General features: G+C 70.2%; 16 protein-coding genes. 12 read left to right on the plus strand and 4 right to left on the minus strand.

Going from position 1 to position 22,026, the window contains the following annotated elements:
- Positions 1 to 40 precede the first annotated feature (40 nt).
- The 10 genes from ACI1MP_RS31035 to ACI1MP_RS31080 all read left to right on the plus strand — a co-directional run bounded on the left by ACI1MP_RS31035 (position 41) and on the right by ACI1MP_RS31080 (position 14,028).
- The gene (locus ACI1MP_RS31035) at positions 41 to 1,510 is read left to right on the plus strand and encodes a site-specific integrase (RefSeq protein ID WP_404870010.1); all 1,470 of its coding nucleotides are present in this window, start codon (positions 41 to 43) and stop codon (positions 1,508 to 1,510) included.
- A complete protein-coding gene (locus tag ACI1MP_RS31040; RefSeq protein WP_404870011.1) occupies positions 1,507 to 3,405 on the plus strand; it encodes a hypothetical protein in 1,899 nt (632 codons plus the stop codon). Before ACI1MP_RS31035 ends, ACI1MP_RS31040 begins: the two co-directional genes overlap by 4 nt.
- Entirely contained in the window at positions 3,402 to 5,573 is a 2,172-nt protein-coding gene (locus ACI1MP_RS31045; protein ID WP_404870012.1) for a hypothetical protein, read from the plus strand. The genes ACI1MP_RS31040 and ACI1MP_RS31045 overlap by 4 nt, the downstream gene beginning before the upstream one ends.
- Complete coding sequence (locus ACI1MP_RS31050) at positions 5,570 to 6,022, plus strand: hypothetical protein (protein WP_404870013.1); 453 nt, start codon at positions 5,570 to 5,572, stop codon at positions 6,020 to 6,022. The genes ACI1MP_RS31045 and ACI1MP_RS31050 overlap by 4 nt, the downstream gene beginning before the upstream one ends.
- A 157-nt stretch (positions 6,023 to 6,179) precedes the next feature.
- On the plus strand, positions 6,180 to 6,545 hold the full coding sequence (locus ACI1MP_RS31055) for a hypothetical protein (RefSeq protein WP_404870014.1): 366 nt from the start codon (positions 6,180 to 6,182) through the stop codon (positions 6,543 to 6,545).
- Between the two features lie 88 nt (positions 6,546 to 6,633).
- Positions 6,634 to 8,148: a hypothetical protein gene (locus ACI1MP_RS31060; RefSeq protein ID WP_404870015.1), complete on the plus strand. Its 1,515-nt coding sequence runs from the start codon at positions 6,634 to 6,636 to the stop codon at positions 8,146 to 8,148.
- An 8-nt stretch (positions 8,149 to 8,156) separates the two neighbouring features.
- Complete coding sequence (locus ACI1MP_RS31065) at positions 8,157 to 9,128, plus strand: hypothetical protein (RefSeq protein WP_404870016.1); 972 nt, start codon at positions 8,157 to 8,159, stop codon at positions 9,126 to 9,128.
- Positions 9,125 to 11,662, plus strand: coding sequence for a CHAT domain-containing protein (locus tag ACI1MP_RS31070; protein ID WP_404870017.1), 2,538 nt, complete (start codon positions 9,125 to 9,127; stop codon positions 11,660 to 11,662). The genes ACI1MP_RS31065 and ACI1MP_RS31070 overlap by 4 nt, the downstream gene beginning before the upstream one ends.
- Positions 11,596 to 12,375: a hypothetical protein gene (locus ACI1MP_RS31075; RefSeq protein WP_404870018.1), complete on the plus strand. Its 780-nt coding sequence runs from the start codon at positions 11,596 to 11,598 to the stop codon at positions 12,373 to 12,375. The genes ACI1MP_RS31070 and ACI1MP_RS31075 overlap by 67 nt, the downstream gene beginning before the upstream one ends.
- 420 nt (positions 12,376 to 12,795) lie before the next feature.
- The gene (locus ACI1MP_RS31080; protein ID WP_404870019.1) at positions 12,796 to 14,028 is read left to right on the plus strand and encodes an IS30 family transposase; all 1,233 of its coding nucleotides are present in this window, start codon (positions 12,796 to 12,798) and stop codon (positions 14,026 to 14,028) included.
- A 63-nt stretch (positions 14,029 to 14,091) separates the two neighbouring features.
- On the opposite strand, the gene ACI1MP_RS31085 is transcribed toward ACI1MP_RS31080, so the two are convergent.
- Both ACI1MP_RS31085 and ACI1MP_RS31090 read right to left on the minus strand, forming a co-directional pair.
- Positions 14,092 to 14,952: a DUF5655 domain-containing protein gene (locus ACI1MP_RS31085; protein WP_404870020.1), complete on the minus strand. Its 861-nt coding sequence runs from the start codon at positions 14,950 to 14,952 to the stop codon at positions 14,092 to 14,094.
- Positions 14,953 to 15,298: 346 nt separating this feature from the next.
- Positions 15,299 to 16,441, minus strand: coding sequence for a hypothetical protein (locus ACI1MP_RS31090; RefSeq protein WP_404870021.1), 1,143 nt, complete (start codon positions 16,439 to 16,441; stop codon positions 15,299 to 15,301).
- 547 nt (positions 16,442 to 16,988) lie between these two features.
- Here ACI1MP_RS31090 and ACI1MP_RS31095 point away from each other — a divergent pair.
- Positions 16,989 to 17,846, plus strand: coding sequence for a methyltransferase domain-containing protein (locus tag ACI1MP_RS31095; RefSeq protein ID WP_404870022.1), 858 nt, complete (start codon positions 16,989 to 16,991; stop codon positions 17,844 to 17,846).
- Positions 17,847 to 17,853: 7 nt separating this feature from the next.
- Here ACI1MP_RS31095 and ACI1MP_RS31100 read toward each other — a convergent pair whose 3' ends face one another.
- On the minus strand, positions 17,854 to 18,126 hold the full coding sequence (locus ACI1MP_RS31100; RefSeq protein WP_404870023.1) for a hypothetical protein: 273 nt from the start codon (positions 18,124 to 18,126) through the stop codon (positions 17,854 to 17,856).
- Between the two features lie 301 nt (positions 18,127 to 18,427).
- Here ACI1MP_RS31100 and argS point away from each other — a divergent pair, with 301 nt between their 5' ends.
- Entirely contained in the window at positions 18,428 to 20,188 is a 1,761-nt protein-coding gene (argS, locus tag ACI1MP_RS31105) for an arginine--tRNA ligase (protein WP_404870024.1), read from the plus strand.
- On the opposite strand, the gene ACI1MP_RS31110 is transcribed toward argS, so the two are convergent.
- Positions 20,124 to 20,831 (minus strand): CRISPR-associated endonuclease Cas3'', encoded by a 708-nt coding sequence (locus ACI1MP_RS31110; protein WP_404870025.1) that lies wholly within the window; start codon positions 20,829 to 20,831, stop codon positions 20,124 to 20,126. The genes argS and ACI1MP_RS31110 overlap by 65 nt on opposite strands.
- Between the last annotated feature and the right edge of the window lie 1,195 nt (positions 20,832 to 22,026).

The following is a 22,026-nucleotide window of genomic DNA, read 5'->3' on the forward strand; positions in this document are numbered from 1 at the left end:
CAACTGTTGTTGGTGTTGTTCGGGGCCTAGCGTCACGGGTGTGAGAACCACCTACATGCCTGGTCAGTGGATTGTCTTCCGGTACGACCTGGCATCCGTCGCGGTCAGTCCATCGCTGCCCCTCACGGACCGTCATCGCGAGCTGTTGAACGCGGTGGGAGCGCGCGGGCCGAAGGATCGGCAGCCGTTCCTGCTGTCGCCGGCGGGGTTGCCGGACCGGCGGATCAACGCTTTCTTCGAATCGCGCCGGGTCCGCAGGCGGTCGCCCCTGACCTGGGACAAGTACGCGCAGTCGTTGCGGCTGTGGCTGAACTTCCTGAACGCGACCCATGGCCGGTGGGACAACGCGACGGACGAGGACGCGGAGTTCTTCAAGGAGTGGCGGCTGACAGAGGAGCTGAACCCCCGGCGCGTCAAGCCGCCGACCTTCCGAGCCAACGTGACCTCGCTGCGGGTCTTCTACCGCTGGGCGGCGGCCGAGCACGGCGTTCCGGACCCCGTGGCCAGCTTCGACGACTTCGACCTCCAGCCCAGAGGTGCCCGCGATCGGGACATCAAGTGGCTCGACCCGGCAGGCTACGCACGCTGGCGCGACGTGGGCCTGCGCGGCAAGGACCTGGACGGCCGGACGAGCCGGGGATGGAAGGGGCGGAACGAGCAACGCGACGCGGCCTTCGCCGACGGCCTCTACTCGACAGGGCTGCGGCTGACCGAGTGGGGCAGCGTCCTGCTGCCCGAACTCCCGACCGACGAGGGGGTTCGCGGCTTCTCCACCTGCCAGCTCGCCTCGGCGAGCGCGAAGGGCCAATGGGGCCGTAAGTACTGGATCGCCCGGCTGCCACTGCTCAGGGTCCTGGACTACGTGGAGGGCGCTCGCGCCCGGGCCGTACGCAACGCCCAGGTCGCCGGCCGCTACGAGAACCAGCCGAGCGCCCGCAGGGTCGTCCGGGTCGAAAGCGGGCGGCTGAGGCTGACGGGCGCCGACGGGCGCGAGTCCGTCGTCGCGATGGACGATCTGAAGCCGCGGGAACGCCGCCGACTGTTCAGGTCGACGCCCCAGGGGCTGGAGCCGCTCGCGCTCTGGCTGAACGAGGACGGCCTACCCCGGCACCCCCACGCCTGGCACCACACGTTCGCGCAGGCCAACACCCGCATCAGGGGTATGAACCTGCCGGGCCTGTTCTGCACGCCCCACATGCTGCGGCACAGCTGCGCGCTGAGGTGGTACGCGGTCGGGCGGCTGGTCTACTCGCAGCAGTTCGCGCACCTGGACCAGGAGGAGGCGAAGGACTTCCGCGAGCAGTTCGGGGGCACCTGGCAGCTGGTGGCGACGATCCTCGGCCATGCCAGTCCGGAAACGACCAAAAAATTCTATCTTGAGCCGTTCGTCTCACTGGACGTCGAGTTCCTGCTGCAGCAGATCCACGGGATCGCCCTGGACGGCTTCCTGGCCACGTTCCTGGCCGGCCACCCGCTGGTCATCAACGACCCGCTGGCAGGCCGGCGATGAACGCGGAGGGCGGAGGACGCCCCGGAGCGCTGCCCCCGGCGGGCTACCGGCCGCGGCGACGGGTCTCGACCGAGACGCCGCTGCAGGTCCTGTTCATCCCGGAGGACGCCGAGGAGTGCTCCCGGGTCTTCGACTTCGAGCGGCTGACGGTCTCGCCGGAACTCCAACTGGCGTTCGCGAAGGGCTTCGTCCAACGCACCAAGGCGGGTGGGCGGTTGCGCAGGCTCGGCTCGGCCGAGAAGTCCTACAGGTTCTTCCGGGGCTTCGCCACCTACCTGGGCACGCTGAACACGCCGCCGGCCCGGCCGCAGGACCTGCTGCCGGTGCACCTGGACGGCTGGCGTCTGGAGCGGCTGAACTACACGTCCCTGTGGCACCAGGTGGGCGAGTTGATCAGCAACCTGCGGACCGTTCCCGGGCTGGGGCCGGAGTTCCGCACCGCGCTGAACCAGCGCCAGCCCGAGCACGCGAACCGCCGCCGGGGGCGGGCGAACTCCTCCTACAGCAGGGCCGAGAACCAGCGGATCCTGAACGCTGCCCGCCACGACGTACGGCAGGCCGCCGCCCGCATCCGCGCAGGCCAGGAGCTGGCGGACCGGTGGCGGGCGGGAGACCTGGACGGTGAACCTCCCCACCAGAGACGGCGGGGCCGACTCGCCGCCTTCGTGGAGGAGCACGCCGACGTCCCCCGCACACCCAGCGGCGGCCCCCAGTGGTGGGTGAGGCAGCTGGGGACGGTCGCCGAGCACGTGGAGGCCGTGCACCTGTCCGCGCTGGAGATCGCGGCGTTCGTGATCCTGCTGGTCCAGATGACCGGGGAGAACGAGAGCACGATCACCAACGCCCCAGCAGGACATCACCGCCCGGACGGGCACGCCGGCGGCATCGCCTCGGCCATCGTCGAGCTGGACAAGCCCCGGCGGGGCAGCCGACGCCACATGGACCGGCCGCTGGTCGACCTGCCGAAGTGGGCGGGGAGCGAGACGGAAGCCGCCGGGCCGGAGTCCGACCGGCGCGACAGGCTCCAGAGCCCGTTCGGGGTGTTCATGCTCCTGCACGAACTCGCCGAAGGTCCCCGCCGCCTACTGGGAAGCGACCGGCTGCTGGTCTGGTGGGCCCGCAGCGGCGGCGGTGGCATGGGCCCCGGCCTGCGCACCGGAGCGGCCGGCAACCTCATCCGGGCCTGGTCGCAGGCCCGGCGTATCCCCGCGGACCCAGCACCGGGCGCCGGGCCGGATGCCCAACCGCCCATCCTCGACGTGACGTTGGGACGACTGCGGCTGACCTACAACGAGTTGAACCAGGAGCCCGTCGCCCACACCGAGACGACCCTCGTCAACGACTACCTCCTGCGCAACCGCGGGAACCTGGCCGAGTACCAGCGCGTCGTCGCCGGCGCCCTGGCCCGGGAGGTCGCCAAGGCCAGGACCCACGCCGCCATGCAGGTCCTCACCGCGGAGGAGGTCGCCGAGGCGGCCGAGCACCCGGCTCGCGTCGCCGCCCGCCACGGCATGGACGCCGCGACGCTCCGTCGCCTGCTCGCCGCGGAGCTCGACACCGTGATGACCGGGTGCGTCGACCACGACAACAGCCCGCACGCACCGGCCGGACAGCCCTGCCGGGCCTCGTTCATGCTCTGCCTGTCGTGTCCGTGCGCCCGGGCGGCACCGCACCACCTGCCCCTGCAGATCCTGGTCCGGGACGAACTGGCGAACCGCCGGACCAGCACGACGCCGCTGCGGTGGGCCGAACGGTTCGCCCTGCCCCACACCCAACTGGACGACCTCCTGGACCGCGCCGACCCGCACGCCGTCGCCGAGGCCCGCGACTCCATCACCCCCGAGCACCGCCGGCTCGCCGAACGCTTCCTCGCCCGAGAACTGGACCTGCCGTGACCCAGCCGATCGACCCTGCCGACTTCCCCGACACCGCCCTGCCCGGCCCCGACACCCCGGTCCTCCTGCGCCGCAGGCTCAACCCCCAGGCCGGCCGCACCGCCCCGTCCCTGTTCCGCGACGAGCGCTGGGACCTGACCCCCGGACTCTTCGAAGGCCACATCCCGACCACCACGCTCAACTTCACCGCCGTCCCCGAGCCGTTCCGCACCCAGGTCAGGCACTACGTCTGGCAGATGATCAACCACGACATGCCCAGGCCGATGCGGCACACCCCCGGCGACCGGCCGGCCCTGCGGACCATCTCCGTAGGGTTCAGCAAGCTCAACGCGTTCATCCTCTGGCTGGCCACCCGCGGCCTGACCTCGCTCGGCCAGGTGACCCACGACGACCTTGAGGCGTATCTCGACGCCGTGGACGAGATGGAGAAGCCGGTCGGCGCCAAGGGCGACCTGCTGCTGGAGGTCCGCCGCCTGTGGACCTACCAGGAGCGCGTCCCCGAGGAGGCCCGCCTGCCGGACGAAGCACCCTGGAACGGGGACTACCCCTTCGAGCTGCTCGGCGCCTCCCGCAAGACCGGCGAGAACAGGACCCCGCGGATCCACCCCGACACCATGGAACCGCTGCTGCTCTGGGCGCTTCGGTTCGTCGGCGACTTCGCCGACGACATCATCGCCGCCCACCGCGCCTACCTGGCGCTCTCCCACCAGGGCAGCAACGACAGGGCACGACGCGCCCGCCACGGCAGCACCGCGCCCACGGCGCCCAACCAGCCGCACCAACTGGTGCCGCTCCTGGCCACCTACCTCGACGATCTGCGCCGCACCGGCAAGGCACTGCCGGGCCGGACCGGAGCGGACGGGAAGCTGGAGCCGTGCTGGCCCCACCTGGTGCGGATCCTCGACACCTCGGAGTCCGCGTTCCGCGAGCGCCGCCAGCGCGGCGCGCTCTTTCGCGCGATGGTGACCGGCTCCGGCATCCCGCTGGATGACGCCGCCTACCTCGACACCCCGGTCACCGGCCAGGTCCACGGCAGGCCCTGGCACGGCCGCATCACCTACGAACAGGCCCCGAAGCTGGCCCGACTCCTGCGGACAGCGGCGACGATTACGGTCGCCTACCTCTCCGGAATGAGACCGGGGGAAGTCCTCAACCTGGAGCGCGGCTGCAGCGCGTACGACGAGGCCACCGGCGTCTGGACCCTGACCGGGCGCCACTTCAAGGGGGTGAAGGACAGCAACGGCAACAAGATCCCCGAAGGCGAGGAGCGCAGGGACCCGTGGACGGTCATCGACGTCGTCGCCCGCGCCGTCGACGCCGTCGAGCGCCTCCACGACCACCGGCTGCTCTTCCCCGTCCACCTCGACCCGGCCAACCCCATCGGCGCCCTCAGCAGCCGGCCCGGCGAGGCCCGCACCAGCCGCGAGGCGCCCCGCGACATCGCCGCCTTCATCACCTGGGTCAACGACTTCTGCCGAACGGCCGGCCTGAGCGAGGCGATCCCGCCCGACCCGCACGGCGCCATCGTCCCCGCGAGGTTCCGCAGGACCCTCGCCTGGCACATCGTCCGCCGGCCCCGCGGCCTGGTCGCCGCCGCGATCCAGTACGCGCACGTCTACACCCAGGTCACCCTCGGCTACTCGGGCACCTACGCGTCCGGGTTCCCCGACGAGCACGCCTTCGAGGAGTGGCTCGCCCGCCTCGACCAGCTCGCCGAGGACGAACGCCTGCTGGACGCGGGCGAACACGTCAGTGGCCCCGCGGCCGACCGGTACCGGCACAGGGTCCGGGAGGGCAACGCCAAGTTCGCCGGCCGCGTCCTGACCAACCCCAAGCAGGCGCGCGATCTGGTCGCCAACCCCTTGCTGCAGATCTACCCCGGACGGGCCATGACCTGCGTCCACGACGCAGCGAAGGCCCTGTGCCGGGTGTTCACCACCCAGGGCAGCACCCGCCAGACGCCCGACCAAGACGACTGCCGACCCACCTGCCAGAACATCGCCTACACCGACCGCGACATCGCCGAACGCGAGACACGAGCACGGGAACTCCGGTTCCTGACCGCCGACGTCCTCGCCCCCTCCCCACGCCACCAGCGCGAACGCGCCGAACTCCAAGCCCTCCAGAGCATCATCGACACCCACCACCGCGGACGAGGAACACGATGAACGCCGCCACCACCTCATGGCCCAGGCCCGAGACAGCCCCCGAACGGATCGCCATCCTCACTGCGGCCGACCGCCTCCTCGCCGGCACACCCCAGCACTCCACCGGCCGACTCTCAGTCGTCCAGCTCGCCGCCGAGGCCCAGGTCAAATACTGGATCATCGCCCAGAAGCACACCGACCTGCGCGACCACTTCCAGAGACTGGCCGCCGAAGCCAAGCGGCAGCCCAAGAGCCCCGGCGAGGCCGCCGAATCGGACCACCAGGGTTCTGGCGAACTCGACCGTCTGCGGGCCCACTGCGCTGGCCTCGAAGAACTCGTCACCACCTACAGCCTGCTGATCAACGAGCTCAGCATCGAGAACGAGAACCTGCGAACACAGCTCACCGCCCCATCAGACCCGACGGTGACCTCCATCAACGGGCGTCGCACCCCACAGGACCGTGAGTGACCGTACGAGGCTGACCGTCGAACCGAGTCCGCCTGACGGGCGGAGCCCTGCCCGAACGTCGCGAGTTCGGCCCGATCGGGCCATTCGCCGTACAGCACACCATGACTTCCGGTAGATGTGCTGGCAAGCCAACGCGGCACTGTGCGAGGAGTGGTAGATGGGTGGAGAGATCCAGATCCGGAGCGGTTCGCTGGCCGCCGGGGAGTTGCGGCGTGCGGTCAGCGAGCATGTGCCGGGCGCCGCAGTACAGTTCGAGGTGCGGGAGCCAGCCAGCGACTACCGGGTTGGCATCGACGCCACCGTCGTTGTGGCCGTCGTATCCGGCAGTGCATCAGTGCTTTCGGCCCTGATCACCGGAATCTTCTCGCTCATGGCGGCTCGCCGTTCGGGCAGCGCGAACATCGTCATCCGCAGTGCCGACGGCCGGAGCATCGAATTCCCGGCGGACACGTCCGCAGAGGAGATTCCGCGGCTGGTCGAGCTGACCCGGCAGCTCGACCGCCCGAGTATCGAGCTGCCCTGAGATGGCAGCCGGCCTCTGGACACAGCGATCCGGCTCCTACGGCGGGCTTCTCGATCAATACCTCGGGGAGGAGCGGGAACCCCGCCACGTGTCCGGACTGATCGCGATGCTCGGTGTGCTCGGCGACACCGAGGGGTTGGAGGCGGTCGGCGACTGCCTCACCGAGCGGGTTCAGCTCCCAGGGGCCGGCAAGCCGGGCGACCTGGCTCCGCTCGCCCACGAGGCGTTCGTCAAGGCATTCGAGACCGGTGCGGGAGTACGGTCGGCGGCAGTGGCCGTCAAGGCTCTGGCCGTGGAGGCCCTGCTCGCGGTCCTCGAGATCGGTGGCGAGGAGGGCGAGGAGGCTCGCTCCAACATGGCCGACTGGGCGGCTCACCTGACGAGCGAGGTGGTCGGTTCAGATCCTGAGGGTGACCGATCGACGCTGCACGCCATGCTGGACGCGGCCGAACAGGCGATGGAACGGCACCTCCAACTCGCCCTCATGCTGCTCGACTGGACGGTTCGGCAGACCCGGGACCTCGGATACCACGTGACCACCGAGCCCGACCGCGAGCTGACGGCGCGTGCCGCCCGACTGCTCACGGACGGCACGCAGCGCATGGCCGACCTGATGACCCGACAGGAGTTGGACGAGGCCGCGCTGAATCTGGTGGAGCTGGAGCTCCATCGGGTGCTCTACGTCCTGCGCGAGGTCGAGGCCGCGAAACCGCTGGCGGTCGACTCCCTGCGCCGAGCAGACGCGCTGCTTGAACGGCGCACCGGCCGCGACGACCGAATCGCCCACCTGGACCGAATGCTGAAGGTCAGCCGGGTGACGGGCGATCCGGGAACCGTCGGCGACCGGGTCGAGCGCCTCGGTGAAGCCCTCCGCCACGCGGGTCATCAGGAGGAGCAGGCCGGTCGGCGGCTTGAGGCGGCCCGCCTCTACTCCAACCTCGCCTACCGCCAGTTCACCGCGGCGGAGTACACGGGAGTCACCCGTTCCTATCTACTGACGGTGTACTACTTCGAGAAGACACAGGCGTTGCGGGCGGAACACCTGTCGGACCCGCATACGGCCGATGCCCGGCATCCGCAGGCGCACCTGCGGTTCGAGGCGGAGGGGTTCATCTACGGCGCCTCGGGCCGGCTCGCACGGCCCGAGGCAGCGTCGGAGCTCTACGACCGGGCCGCGAGTGCGCATGCCCGCGCGGCAAAGCTGGCGTTCGACAACTTTGAGCTCCACACCTTCTACCTGACCGCCGCCTGTTTCTTCGATGCCCACTCCAGTCTGGCGCGGGCCACGCGTGCCGGTGGTGTCCCGGAGATCCTCGCGCTGCTGGCCGGGGCCACCGGCGCGTTCCACGAGTGCGGGGGAATGTTCCAGCACGCCTTTTCGAGCTACGAAGCGGTGCTGGGCCGAATTCTCGACAAGGCAGCCGACCCGTGCCCCGGTGACCGGGTCCGGGAGCTGTCGCGCACTCTGCATCCGGCGGCTCAAGAGGTCGCGGTCGCGTCGAGCGCGGTCGCGGCAGCCGCCGAATCCGGGAACCCGGAGGCCCTGCGGGCCGCGGTCGCCCGCCTGGCATCCCAGTTCATCTTCCTCTATCCGACAGGTTGAGCACCGACATGACCGACCGGCTCCTACCGGGGCGACTGCTCCTGGTCGAAAGACTGTCACCTGTCCCTGTGGTGGATAGGGACGGACGGTTCCTCATCGAGGGAGACGATCCTCAGGAGGCCCTGACGCTCGGTACGTTCAACGAGACGTACGACAGCACAGGTGTTGGGTATATCCGCTCCGAACGTTCCTGGCCGACCCGGCGGTGTGCGGTGGCCGAGTCGTACGCGGCGGAGTTCGAGAGGGTCCTGGGCTTCGTGCGTGCCCTGTCGGACGAGGTCTGCGTGGTGACTTCCACACCTCCCCGGTCCGTACACCCCGTGGTCGTGTTCGCCGAGCCATCTCCGGTCCCTGGTAGCGGGCCGCGTTCCGCAGGCGGGCGCCTTCGCCGGCTCCTGATCGACGCGGTGCGCGCAACCGGTGGAGCGGACGGCCCGGCCGGGTCCGGGATCGTGGATGCGGAACGCTGGTTGGAGCGCCTCGACCAGCACCTTCCGGTCGAGGCGTTGCGTCCCGACGAGCGACTCGTCGTCGGACCGGCCTTCCTGCCTGCGGTGACCGAACGGCTCAGGACGCGGGACTCCGGCGCGCGGCGGCAGATGATCCGCGCGGACCTGGGCCTGCCGACGGACCCGGAAGCCTACCGGTCTGCGGTGGCACGACTCACCGCCGAGGCCGGCGACATCACCACCCGCCTGGGCGACGCGTTCGCCACCCCCGGCCTCGCCGGATACCGCCAGGGCGCGCGGGCAGTACTCGACCTTCAGGCGGCGTACCCACGGGAAGACGGAGGGGTGCTGCTGCAGCTGCTGTTCACGAGGGGCGACGCCGGCGAGCCGTTCACGATCCCGGTGCTCGGGCTGCACATTCCGCCGCCCGCACAGGGCTATCCGTTGCTGCTGACGGACGGGAGAACCGAAATGCTGAGCAGGCCGCCGTGGCAGCTGGGGTGGAGCGTAATGCCGGAGGACAACACATGACGGCCGAGGCCCTTCCCACCGCACTGGCCCGGATCTCGACCGGGGACTGGGACGAGGCTGTGGCCCTGCTCGAGCAGGCCGACCGGGCGGCCTGCGACACGGTGGTGATCGACCTGGCCAGATGCCACGTCGCGGCATGCTGCAGCCGCCATCGCGGCCTGTTCGATCCCGCACTGGCCAGGCTCGCGGAACGCGTCGAGGTGACCGCCGACCCCGCCGTGGGCCCGACCTGGTACTACTACCGGGCGTTGGCACAGCTGATCCGGAGAGACGCCGCCGCGCCGGGGTGCGTCCAGGACTTCGTCGAGCTGGTGGACCGGCTGGGCGTCCCGGAGGCCGTCGTCCGCCTCGTGGCGGGCCTGCTCACCGTTCTCGGCCAGCTCGGCCGCACCGACCTCATGGTGCCGCTGCACCGGCTTGTCGAGGGCCGCGAGCCCACTGATCAGCCGGACTGGGCCGGCTGGGCGGAGCTCGCCGTCGGCCTGCGGGCCACCGGGGCGAGCGCCGAGGCCGAGCGCATCTGTGATGTGGTCCTGGAGCGTTCGACGGAACCGGGGCCGTGGGCACGGGCCGCCCTCACCAAGGCTGTCATGCTGGCCACCAGGCGGGACTTCGCCGCCGCGCGGGCGCTGCTGGCCCGCTCACGGAGCACCGCAGCCGCCGCCGGCCTGACACCGATGGTCGAGGCGGCCGAGGTGAACTGGGCCGTCAGCTACTTGAAGGCGGGTGATGTCGCGGGGTTGGAGAGCGCCGTACACACCTGGTTCGAAGAGTCCGTCCCGCTGCCCAGGGTGGAGCATGCGCTGCGGATGGCCCGGCTGCTCCGGGACGGCCGGAGCGACCTGTCGGCGCTCGAACTGCTCGGCCGGTACGCCGACATGGTCTGGCCGCAGGGCAGCGACACGGTGCAGCTCGCCTGGCTCGAAGCGCTGGTGCAGGTGTTCCGCGCGCTCTCGGACGACTCCACCGCGGCCGAACTCTGCCTGCGGACGATCGCTCTCGACGATCGGACCCTGCCGTCCGGATCCGCGGTGCTGGGGCCGGAGGACTACGACCGGATCGTCCGCGCGTACGAGCTCCTGGTGATGTTCAACGCAGAGCTGGAGCGGTTCGGCGAGGTCGAACACGGACGTGTTCTGGCGTATGTGGAGGCGTCGAAGGAGGCCGCGTTCTCGCGAGCACTGCCAACCGTGCACCCGGACCGGTCGGCGGTCGAGACCGCCGCCGAGACGCGCGCGCTGACCGAGGAGCTCGCAGGGCTGGAGGCCGCGGCGGAGCAGCGGCTGAGTGGCGCCCTGAGCGCGCAGGCCGACGCCCTGCGCTCGCTGGTCGACGACTCCACTCGGGCCATCGTGATCCGGGCGGCCCACGAGTACGAGCGCGAGCGCGATCTTCGGACCACCGCCGTCAGGGAACGCCTCGCCGAGCTGCGGGCGTCAGCCGGAGGGCAGTTGACGCGGTTCCCCTCGTTCCTTCGGACCACGCCGGAGAGCCTGCCCGATGCCCTGGCCGCCGCCCCGTGGCCAGAGCCGACCGCCGCCCTGGCCTACCGGCTGGACCGCACGGAGAACGAGCTGCACATCTATCTGACCGGCACCGACGGTCGGGTGTCCAAGCATGTCGGCGAGGTCAATCCGAGTGCGCTGGACGCCCTTCTGGCCGTGCTCAACCACCATCCGGAGGATGAACTCGACTACATCGCCGGGCGCCTGACCGCTGTCCTTCTCCCCGAACCCATCAGGCGCGCCCTCGACGATTCGAACGCGGGCACGCTGATGGTTTCCGCCGACGCGAGCCTGCTCACCGTCCCGTGGGAGGCCCTCGGCAAGGACGCGCACCGGCTCGGACTGCGCTTCACGCTATGCCGGACCCCCTCGCTGCTGCGGGCCGTCGGCCAGGTCTCGGGTGATCGGCGGGTAACTCAGGGCTCCGGGCGGGCGCTGATCGTCGCCGATCCCACCGGAGACCTGCGCGGGGCCAGGAAAGAGGGCGAGCTGGTGCGGGAGGTCCTGACCACTCGGGGCTTGGAGACGACCGCACCGGCCTCCTGCACCCGGGAGGCGTTCCTGGCGGCGCTGCCCGGCCACCCCCTCGTGCACTTCGCCGGGCACACCAACTACCTGCGGTCGGATCCCGCGTCCAGCCACTTCCTGTTCTCCGACGGGCCGCTCACCGTGGCCGAGTTGGCGCAGGTCGACGTCCACCCAGGTGCGTTGATCGTGCTCGGGTCGTGCGAGTCAGCCCAGTCCGGGACGGAATCCGGAGGGAACGGTACGTTCGGCATCGGCACGATGCTTCTGCTGAAGGGAGCCGCGACCGTGATCGGCACCAACTGGCCCGCTCAGGACACGGCGACCCTACGAGCCACCCAGCTGCTCTACACCCACCTGGCGGCCGGGGCAGGCGCCGGCCGGGCACTGACCGCCACCCGCCAGGAGCTGTACCAGCAAGGGGAGCCGATCTCCGTGTGGGCGCTGCTATCGGCGATGGGTCACCCGGCAACGCGGATTCCGGGACCGGCGTCGGCACCCTAGGGCTCCAGTACTGGTATTTAAGGCCAGCCGGGATACCAAGCGATTCGACGCCAGCGAACCAGCGTGACCTGGCACATGGATCTCAACAGTTTCAGACCAGAGATAGTTACCTCACCCGGTACGCCCGCAGTCGGCGTAACAGCGCCCTCGCCCACTTCGCCGGCACCGATCACTTCACCCAGCCCGGCACCGACCGCACCCACGCCCAGGCGCTCCGGCACATCCACCTCGTCGCCCTCCGCTTCGACTTCCAGTGCCGCAGCATCCAGCAGCTGCTCGACCAGGCTCCGGGGAGCGAGCGAGCCCGCTGGGATCCGTACACCCGCGCCCTCGCGGCGTTCGCCCTCCTCGGAAGCTCCGCCCCCGGTGCCCTCGAAGCCCTGGACCGTAGTCTCGCCGAGGCCGGCGACAACCTTCAGGTCTGCCACGCCCTGCTCCACGGCCTCTGGCTCGGAGACGGACTACCAGACCAGGCCGAGCGGATCCTGGAGCTGGCCGCCTGGCCCACCTTCGACGACACCGACCCGATCATGCTGTTTCGCACGGCCACCGCCTGGCGGAGCCTCGGCCGTCGATCCGAAGCCCTTGACGCGATCGACAGCGCCATCGAAGCCCTCGACCCGAACCAGCCCGACGTCCACGCTGACCTCGTCCGTGAACGCGCTCTGATCACCGCGCTGGCCCGAGAACCGCGGCACCACCGAGGACTATGACCCCGCTCGCCTCCCGGCGGCACCGGGAATCGCCACCCCCTGACGCAGAGGAGCAATACATCGAACAGCCGAACCCCAGGACCGTCAGCCCGCAGCCCCTCACCCGAGCCTTGCCGGAGGGGAGGAAGCCCGGACCTACCAGCGCGACCTGAGCCGCTGGGCCGCCCGCCGCGCCCACATCCAGCAGGCCATCAACTCGGCCTCCGCCCCGCGGGCAAGCGAACCGACCGCCACCGCACCACCCCCGCCTTCTCGGCCCCGCCGGCGGTAACCGCCTCGCTGGCCAACCCGGCACCGCTGAAGGTCACGGTCCGCCCCGCGGACCCGGCCTTTGAACGAGCGGGCCGACCAACGGCGATGGGCCGCACCCCTTCGCTTAAGTTCTAGTGGTCGTTGCAACATCCCAGCTCAGGGGATGCAATGGAATATCAGATCCGGGAGGACCGGGGCCCTCAGGGGCGGAGGAAGCTGACCGCTGAGCGGGCGGCATACTTCCAGCTCATGCAGCAGGGCTTCAACAACTCCGAGGCGTGCCGAATCGTGGGCGTCAACCGGAGGACCGGCATCACCTGGCGCAACGGGCGCAACGCGTACAAGGGCCGGCCGAGGACCGCACCCCCGGTACACCGGGAGCCGTCCTCGGCCGGCCCTTCCCGCTACCTGCGGGAGTCCGAGCGCCTCCACATCGCCGACCGGCTGCGCGAGAACGCCACGATCCGCCAGATCGCCGCCGAACTGGGCCGCAGCCCGTCAACCGTCAGCCGGGAGATACGCCGCAACGGGTCCCACTGGACGGGTGGCAGGTTCGTCTACCGGCCCCATGCCGCCCAGGCCCGGGCGGATGCCCGCAGGCCCCGTCCCAAGGCCGGCAAGATCGGCCGGAACCCCGAACTGCGCGAGTTCGTCCAGGCCCGCCTCGAACGCCGCTGGAGTCCGGAGCAGATCAGTCACATCCTGCGGCAACTGTTCCCCGGCCGGCCGGACATGCACGTGACCCACGAGACGATCTACCAGGCCCTCTACTCCCGCAAGCGCGGGGACCTCCGACGCGACCTGTCCCGTTCCCTCCGCACAGGCCGCGCCATGCGCCGCCCGCACCGTCAGTCCGCCAAGCGTCAGCCGCGCATGGCCAAGAACATGGTGATGATCAGCGAGCGGCCCGCCGAGGTCGACGACCGGGCCGTCCCCGGCCACTGGGAGGGCGACCTCATCATCGGCAAGGCCCACAAGTCCGCCATCGGCACGCTGGTGGAACGCTCCAGCCGGCTCCTTGTCCTGGTCCATCTCCCGGACGGCCGCCAGCCCGCCCAGGTCCGCGACGCGCTCATAGAGGCCGTCTCGACGCTGCCGCATCAGTTCAGAAGGTCCCTGACCTGGGACCAGGGCTCCGAGATGCACCTGCATCACCAGTTCAGCGCCGCCACGGAGATGGACGTCTACTTCTGCGAACCGGGAAGTCCATGGCAGCACGGGTCGAACGAGAACACGAACGGCCTGCTGCGGCAGTACTTCCCGAAGGGCACGGACCTGTCCCGCTACACACGCGAGGACCTGGACACCGTCGTCGCCGAACTCAACAGCCGCCCACGCAAAACGCTCGGCTGGGAGACCCCAGCCGAGCGCTTCGCTAAGCTCCTGGCCACAGCCAGTTGATCATCGTGTTGCTACGACCCCTGGAATTCGCCTCCGGGGGTGCGGGCCATCGCCGTTGACGAACTATGTGGCAGCCGCGTAGCTCGTGCGCAGCAACTCCATCGACCGATCGAGGTCCTCCACCGACCCGATCCGGACCTCCAGCTCGCCCGTCCCGAGGTGCCCGATTCTCCGGACGTCCCGGGTCCAGCCCGGGACCAGCCGGACCGTCGTCGGGTCGACCCGCAGGAAGACGACCAGAGCCTGAGCCTGTGCCAGCACCCGGACGCAGGCGAAGTTCCGCCGGCGGCGGTAGGCAACGTAGTGCTGCAGCGGCACCGCGTGGCCCTCGCCCAGGTCGAGCAGACGGGCGTCGAGCTCCTCGTACAGCCCGCGGATCTCGCCGCTGGCCTGCGCGAGGACGTCGGTGACCGTCCGACGGCTGGCCGCGACCGGGCGGGCAAGCTCCGTCCGCCCGGTCGAGAGGGCGCCGCACCCGCCAGCGACCGACGCCGCCAGCTCCAGCGTCACCAGGTCGTCCCCATAGCGCCGGTAGACCACCATGTCGATCCGGTGGTGGGACATTCCGGCCGCCGCCAGGTCGTACCGGGTGAAGTCCGCCGCGATGCACACCACCCGCGGGTTGCTCCAGTCCACCTGCTCGGCGACCTCGGCGCCGAGCCGCTGCTCGACGAGCGCCTCGAACTTGGCGCGGTTCTCCACCAGCCACGAGAGGTAGAACAGCCCCTGCGCGAGGACCGACTCGCTGCTCGTGCGCTTGTACTCGATCAGCACCGGGCTGCCGTCCTCGTCCAGACCGAGGCTGTCGATCCGGCCCCGGTGCACCGGACCGGTGGAGTACTCGCTCGCCAGGAAGCGGACGCCGCCCAGCATCTCCTCCATGTTCGCCTCGACGAGAGCCTGGAGGTGACGCTCCAGCTCCACGGTGTCGCCCTCGACACGACGAACATCCCCATCAGAAACGCGGAACACCTGCAGACCCGCCACGTACCCCCCAGCACACCATCCCCGGACCACCCAGGGATGAGCCGGACAACATACATGCCGGAAGCAGGACAATCTAGTTCTTGTTGCGTTTATCGCACTTTGCGTCAGCAAGGAATAGAGGGGAACGCCGGTGGGCCGGTGTTCTCGACGTGGCTGCTCTACTGAGGCAGTTGCGGCACCGGCAGCCCAGTAGCTGTCCCGATCCCGGTGAGAACCATGTTCTGAGCCATAGGGTTCGTCGCCACGCTCTGGATCACCGAGCCCACGCGCGCCCGGCGCTCGGTCAGACGAGCGGTTCGCGGTGGGCGGCGGCCTCGCGGACGAGCTGGGCGAAGCGCTTGCGGCTGCGCCGCTGGTGCTGTTCGACCTGTTCGTCGGTCCAGACTTCCGCGCTGGTGTCGTCGTCCTCGTCGTCGAGGTCGTCGTACTCGGTGTGGAGGAGCCAGCACGCGTGGATGCCGGTGAGGAGGTCTTCGAGGAGGTCGCGGGCCGGGCGCTTCGGGTCGAGCGGGGTCAGACGCAGTTCGACGTCGGCGAGGCCGGGCGCGTCGTCGCCGAAGTCGGCGAGGGTCTCCTCCAGGTCGTCGAGCTGTTCGCGCAGGACGTCGGGGTCGGGCAGGAGTCCGTCGGTGATGCGCAGGGCGTGGCGCACGAGGTCGGTGACGGCTTCGTACGGAGTGGCGCCGGCGTCGATGAGTTTTAGGACGAGGGTGGGGGTCTCGTGGGGCAGGGCTTCGATGTTGTCGGCTTCCTGGACGACCTGGTCGGGGTCGTGGCCGGAGGCGTCGGCAGTGACTTCGGCCGCGACGGCGAGCCAGTGGGCCGCGGCGACGGCGGCCGCGGTGGGATCGACGGCGGAGAACAGCTCGGCCGGGCCGAAGGGGTCCAGTTCGAGGAGCCGGTCGGCGGCGGCGACCTGGACGGGGGAGGCGTCCTCCCGGCTGAGGAGGACGGCCTGCTGGGCGCGGCCGGTGAGGTCGCCGAGTTCGGCGTTCTCCACGGCGGCGAGTTCGGTGGCGGCCTCGCCCAGGACGGCCTCCGTCAGCGCCGTGTCGGCGAGTTCATGGAGGGAGCGGCCGGTCTGGTGGGCGGATTCGAGTAGGCGGCTGTAGGAGGCGATCGTCGCGCCGCCGCTGGGCAGGTTCGGCTTGGCGATCGCGTCCGCGACCGCGCCAAAGTGCCCGCGTTCCTGTTCGCGGTGCCAGCCCTCGGTGTTGGGGTCCTGGGAGGCAGTGGCGCTGGCCGGGTGGGTGTAGGTACGCCACGCGGCCTCGGACAGGTGGGTGAGGGCGCGGGCCAGGCGCAGTAGCGCGTCCGTGTCCGTGCCGGCCGGGAGGGCGGCGATACGGGTGGCGAGATCACCCTCGCCGGTCCCCCAGGTGGCGATCAGTTCGTGCCGTTCGGGGTCGATGCTGTAGCGGGTCATGAAGCCGCACCTCCGGTGATCTGCTCGGCGGCGTCGCCGGGCATCGAGCCATTCTGGCGCATCGTCAGAACGCTCTGGCTCGTGCAGCTGGCTGGCGTCGACGGCTGGGAGAGGGCGAGCCCCCTCGTGGGCAGAGGCGGTTGAGCCCGGGTTGCGGGCTCCTCGGCGGATTCGGCTGAGACCAGCGGTGCGAGTGGATCGCGGAGACCATCGTGCTCGAGTGACCGCCGGATGGGAGGTTCCGACCTGCGCAAGGAGCAGGTTCGGCCCGCGTATGCCGGGGCTCGTCGGCTACCAGCGGCGGCGTTCTCGGCCGACTCCAGGAGGCACTCAGAGCGGCAGGTGGCTGCGGCTTCGGCTGTGGGGCTGGGTGTTCTTCGCCTGGTGGGACGTGCGGCTGGAGTGGCCGGTGGCTCGAAGGGGCGAGCCACGGGGGTGGGTTCCCTACTCAGGATGAGGCATCTCGAAGCATGTCATATGGTGCAGACCCGAACTCTTGGTGCCGCCATCTCGGGCTCTGGCGCGAACAGGGGAGGAGGGCTGCGCCGTGTCCGACAGTGCCGAGCCGATCCACGCACGCCTTGCGGAGCTGGCCCGCTCGCAGGAACCCGGCCAGGTTGTTGTTGATCTCGGCTGCGGTGCGGGACCGACGCTGCGGGCCGTCAGCCGGACAGCGCCGCAGGCTTCCCTCATCGGGATCGATCGTTCGGCGGCGTCGCTGCACCAGGCCCGGGCGGGTCTGGCAGGCCACAAGGGGCCGACGGCGGCGATCGTTGCGGATCTGCGCGATCCTCTCCCGTGTTCAGGCGAGAGCGTGGACATCGTCCTGTCGTACAACACCATCGAGTGCCTGCCGAACCCGCAGGCCATGCTGGCCGAGGTGGCGCGAGTCCTCCGGCCTGGCGGGCGGGCGGTCATCGCGCACGTCGACTTCGACTCGATGGTCGTTGCGGGCGCGGAAGCAGATCTCGACCGGCGGGTGTGCCACGCGTTCGTGGACGACGCGCAGAGCTGGATGGATCACGCGGACGGCAGGATCGGTCGCAAGCTCGGACTGCTCCTCGCCCGCAGCCCGCTGGATCTCGTCGGGGTCGAGCCGTTGCTGGCGTGGTCGACCGAGTTCACGGGGCACGCACGGGATCGGGTTGGCCAGGTCCGGAAGGCTCTGCTGTCCGCCGCCAGGCACGGTCGTGGCGCGGTCGCCCCTGAAGAGGTCGAAGCTTGGTACACCTCGGTGTGCGATGCGGACCGGCTGGGTGGCTTCTTCTTCTCCGAGCTGGCGTTCATCGCGGTGGCGGAGAAGGCCAGTAGCGGCCGCAGCGGGCATGGCGCAGCCTCGCACGACGGCCGGCAGGAGGTACGCGTGAGAGCCGGTTCGATGTCGGATATCCCGACTGCTGCTTGACCGACGTCTATGGGGAAGCGGCGGTCGCGAGGGCGGTGGCGGCGAACGTGCACAGGGCGTTCACGGTGGTGCTGAGCGGGGCCGTGGTGTCGAGCGCCAGCGCGGGCTGTTCGGGGCCGGACCACGACAGCTCCGGCGCGTCCGGTGCCGGATTGGTCCGGTAGGTGCGGACGGCGTCGCGGGCGTGGCGCACCGGTTCGGGGGCGTGGACGTGGATGAGGTGGAGGCGTTCTCCGAGGAGGTCTGTGGCGAGCCGCCGTTCCGCTTCGGCGGAGGTCACCAGGGTGGCGATGCCGACCTGATCCTGGCAGGCGGCGTGCGCGAGGGCGCGGAGCGTGGCGAACGCTTGCTTCCCGACGTCGGAGGGGTTCGTGCTTGTTGCTGATGGTCACTCAGGATGAGCTGCGATCAATGGTCTTGAGTGTTCAGGCTGCGCTCCGTGGCGAAGTTAATCGGGCCGTTGGCTGTGCGGGAAATGGGATACTCGGCAGACGGCGCCAGCTGACTCGACGTTGCGGCGCTGTGCGACTCCCGCGGCCCAGTCGCGGATTTGCCCTCTCACAGAAGTGGTCCTTCGTTCTATGGCTACGGTCCTCTCCATCGCCGACGCGCTGCGCGAGCGCTTCGCACAGGCGATCTCCACTGCGTTCCCCGACGCCGCGGACAGCGACCCCCAGCTGCGACGAAGTGACCGCGCCGACTTCCAGGCCAACGGCATCATGAGCCTGGCCAAGCCGCTGCGCGCGAACCCTCGCGAGGTGGCCGCGCGGGTGCTCGAGAACCTCGGTTCTGGCCAGGTGATCGCGAACCTGGAGGTCTCCGGGCCCGGCTTCATCAACGTCACCGTCACCGACGCGGCCATCCTCGAGAGCCTGGCTGCCCGTGCTGCCGACGCCCGACTCGGTGTTGGCAGCTCCGCCGAGGCCGGCGTCACGGTGATCGACTACAGCCAGCCGAACATCGCCAAGGAGATGCACGTCGGGCACCTGCGCTCGACGATCATCGGCGACGCGCTGGTCCGCACCCTGGAGTTCATCGGCGAGAAGGTGATTCGGCGCAACCACCTCGGCGACTGGGGTACCCAGTTCGGCATGCTCATCCAGTACCTCGTCGAACACCCCGCCGAGCTTGGCGACGACACCGAGCCGGAAGGCGCCGGCCCGTCGATGTCCCGTCTCAACCGCCTGTACAAGGCGTCGCGTGCCAAGTTCGACAGCGACGCCGACTTCGCCGATCGCGCGCGTCGGCGCGTCGTCGAGCTGCAGGCCGGCGACGCCGAGACCGTCGCCTCTTGGCAGGGCATGGTCGACGAGTCGAAGGTCTACTTCGAGGCCGTCTACGCCCGTCTCGGTGTCCTCCTCGAAGACGCCGACGCTGTCGGCGAGAGCTACTACAACCCGATGCTCGCCGACGTGTGCGCCGACCTTGAAGCCTCCGGCGTCGCTGCCCGCTCCGACGGCGCCCTGTGCGTCTTCTTCGACGACATCAAGGGCCTCAACGGCGAGCCCACCCCGCTGATCGTCCAGAAGAGCGACGGCGGCTACGGCTACGCCACCACCGACCTCGCCGCCATCCGCGACCGCGTCGGCCTGCTCGGCGCCGACCAACTCCTCTACGTCGTCGACAGCCGCCAGGCCCTCCACTTCCAGATGGTCTTCGAGACCGCCCGCCGCGCCGGCTGGCTCCCCGACAACGTCCGCGCCCTGCACCTCGGCTTCGGCACCGTCCTCGGCAAGGACGGCAAGCCCTTCAAGACCCGCTCCGGCGAGACCGTCCGCCTCATGGACCTCCTCGACGAAGCCGTCGACCGCGCCCGCGCCGTCGTCGCCGAGAAGAGCCCCCAACTCGCCACCGAGGAACTCGAAGACCGGGCCAAGCAGGTCGGCATCGGCGCCGTGAAGTACGCCGACCTCTCGACCTCCCGCACCCGCGACTACATCTTCGACGCCGATCGCATGGTCTCCCTCAACGGCGACACCGGCACCTACCTCCAGTACGCCTACGCCCGCATCCAGTCCATCCTGCGCAAGGCCCCCGAAGGCGTCGCCCCGACCGCCCACCAGGACCTGGCCCTGGAGCCGGCCGAACGCGCCCTCGGCCTCCTCCTCGACGAGTTCGGCGCCACCATCGACCTCGTCGCCGAGACCTTCGAACCCCACCGCCTCTGCGCCTACCTGCACAGTCTCGCGGCGGCGTACACCACGTTCTACGAGCACTGCCCGGTCCTGAAGGCCCCCAGCCGCGAGGTCGTGGAGACCCGGCTGCTGCTCTGCCAGCTCACTGGCCAGACCCTCCGCCATGGCATGGACCTCCTCGGCATCGGAACGCCCGAGAGGTTGTAGCTTTATAGGCGGCCGTCGGGGTGAGCAGCCATCTGAAGGGCGGCCTGGCGGTGGAGGGCGGCCGTGACTCTGGGGAGAGCAGGTGCGTCATGGCGGCGTCGGCCCGTACCTGCGCGGGCGCGTTCGCCAAGAGGGCGCTGGTGTTGAGGAAGTCGGCGTGGACCACGCAGCTGAACAGCATCCGCACCAGCACGTCACGGCTCAGCTCGCAGCCCAGGCCTGTCGCGCGGGCGAGCCAGGCCGGCAGGGGGATGCCTCCGGTCGGGACGATCTCCGGGGCGACGGCCGTGCGGGCGATGACCTGGAGTTCGGGGGGTCCACTGTGGTGTTCGTGCACGATGGCGCCGAACGGGACCCCCGTGTGCGAGGCGGCCAGCCAAGTGCCGGCCTCCTTGTGGGGGACGCCGATCTTGCGCTGCTGCTTCTCCGCCTGGTCCAGGCCGTGCTGCCAGGCGCACGAGCCCTTTCCGGCGTCGTGGATCAGGGTCAGGTACTCGGCCAACTCGCCTGCGCCGAAGGCCGATCCGAACCGGCGCGCCAGCGAGGCGGATCCCCGGAGATGGTCCTCCAGGGTGTGGCGGGCACCTGGTAGGTTCCGGCTGTGGGCCCACAGTGGTGCCGCTTCGCTGTTTGAACCGTCCATAGTGGCTACCTTGTTCACGGCCGGACCGTACCGCTGCTGACTGACGTCGGCGGGCAGCGGTTCGGAACCCCCAGTGTGCAGCCGACACGCGGATCGCGCCGAAGCAGGATGTCCGAAGTCTGTGGATTTGCCTGTCCGGTTGGTCGCGCAAGCGCGCGAGAGACGGTCGGTTTCCGCTGATGGGCCGGCGTGGCGGTCGCCCTTCGGGGCGGCCGAGGATCGCAACCTGATTGCGCACCTGTTGGGCGAGATCGGCCGGAGTGGCGGTCGTCCTTCGGGGCGGCCGAGGATCGCAACCCTACGTCTGGGGCGGCGGCGGCAGCAGCGGTCCGACGTGGCGGTCGTCCTTCGGGGCGGCCGAGGATCGCAACCTGTGGTCGGCGCTGTCCTACGACCCGTCCGCGATGTGGCGGTCGTCCTTCGGGGCGGCCGAGGATCGCAACTCCGTGCTGCTGGTCGCCGGCCTGGTGCTGCTCGTGTGGCGGTCGTCCTTCGGGGCGGCCGAGGATCGCAACCATCGCCACCAGGCTGCTGGTCGGCAGCGCCCGCGTGGCGGTCGTCCTTCGGGGCGGCCGAGGATCGCAACCACTCCCGAGCCAGCTCGGTTGCGGACGGCAGCGAATGTGGTGGTCGCCCTTCGGGGCGGCCGAGGATCGCAACATCCCCTCAGACACCGTCGTCACCATCCGGTGGGACGTGGCGGTCGCCCTCTGGGGCGGCCGAGGATCGCAACATGGACTACGTGTGCGACGTGACGTTGGGGACCGACGGTGGCGGTCGCCCTTCGGGGCGGCCGAGGATCGCAACCATCAGCTCGCCGTTGTCGTACCGGACGGTCATCCGGGTGGCGGTCGCCCTTCGGGGCGGCCGAGGATCGCAACAACCCGGCGACCACCGCCGTGAGTTCATCCGTGGCGGGTGGCGGTCGTCCTTCGGGGCGGCCGAGGATCGCAACACCCGGGCGAAGCTGCTGCTGAACCCGAGCGAGTTGGTGGCGGTCGCCCTCCGGGGCGGCCGAGGATCGCAACGAGAGGACCACCGTGCACACCACCCCCCGGCCCCGCCGTGGCGGTCGCCCTTCGGGGCAGCCGAGGATCGCAACCCCCGGAACCCGCCCCGCATCGCTCCGCCACCCCGACGGTGGCGGTCGCCCTTCGGGGCGGCCGCGGATCGCAACATCCCGCCCATGCTGCAC

This window comes from Kitasatospora griseola (assembly GCF_044999035.1).
Lineage (GTDB): Bacteria > Actinomycetota > Actinomycetes > Streptomycetales > Streptomycetaceae > Kitasatospora > Kitasatospora griseola.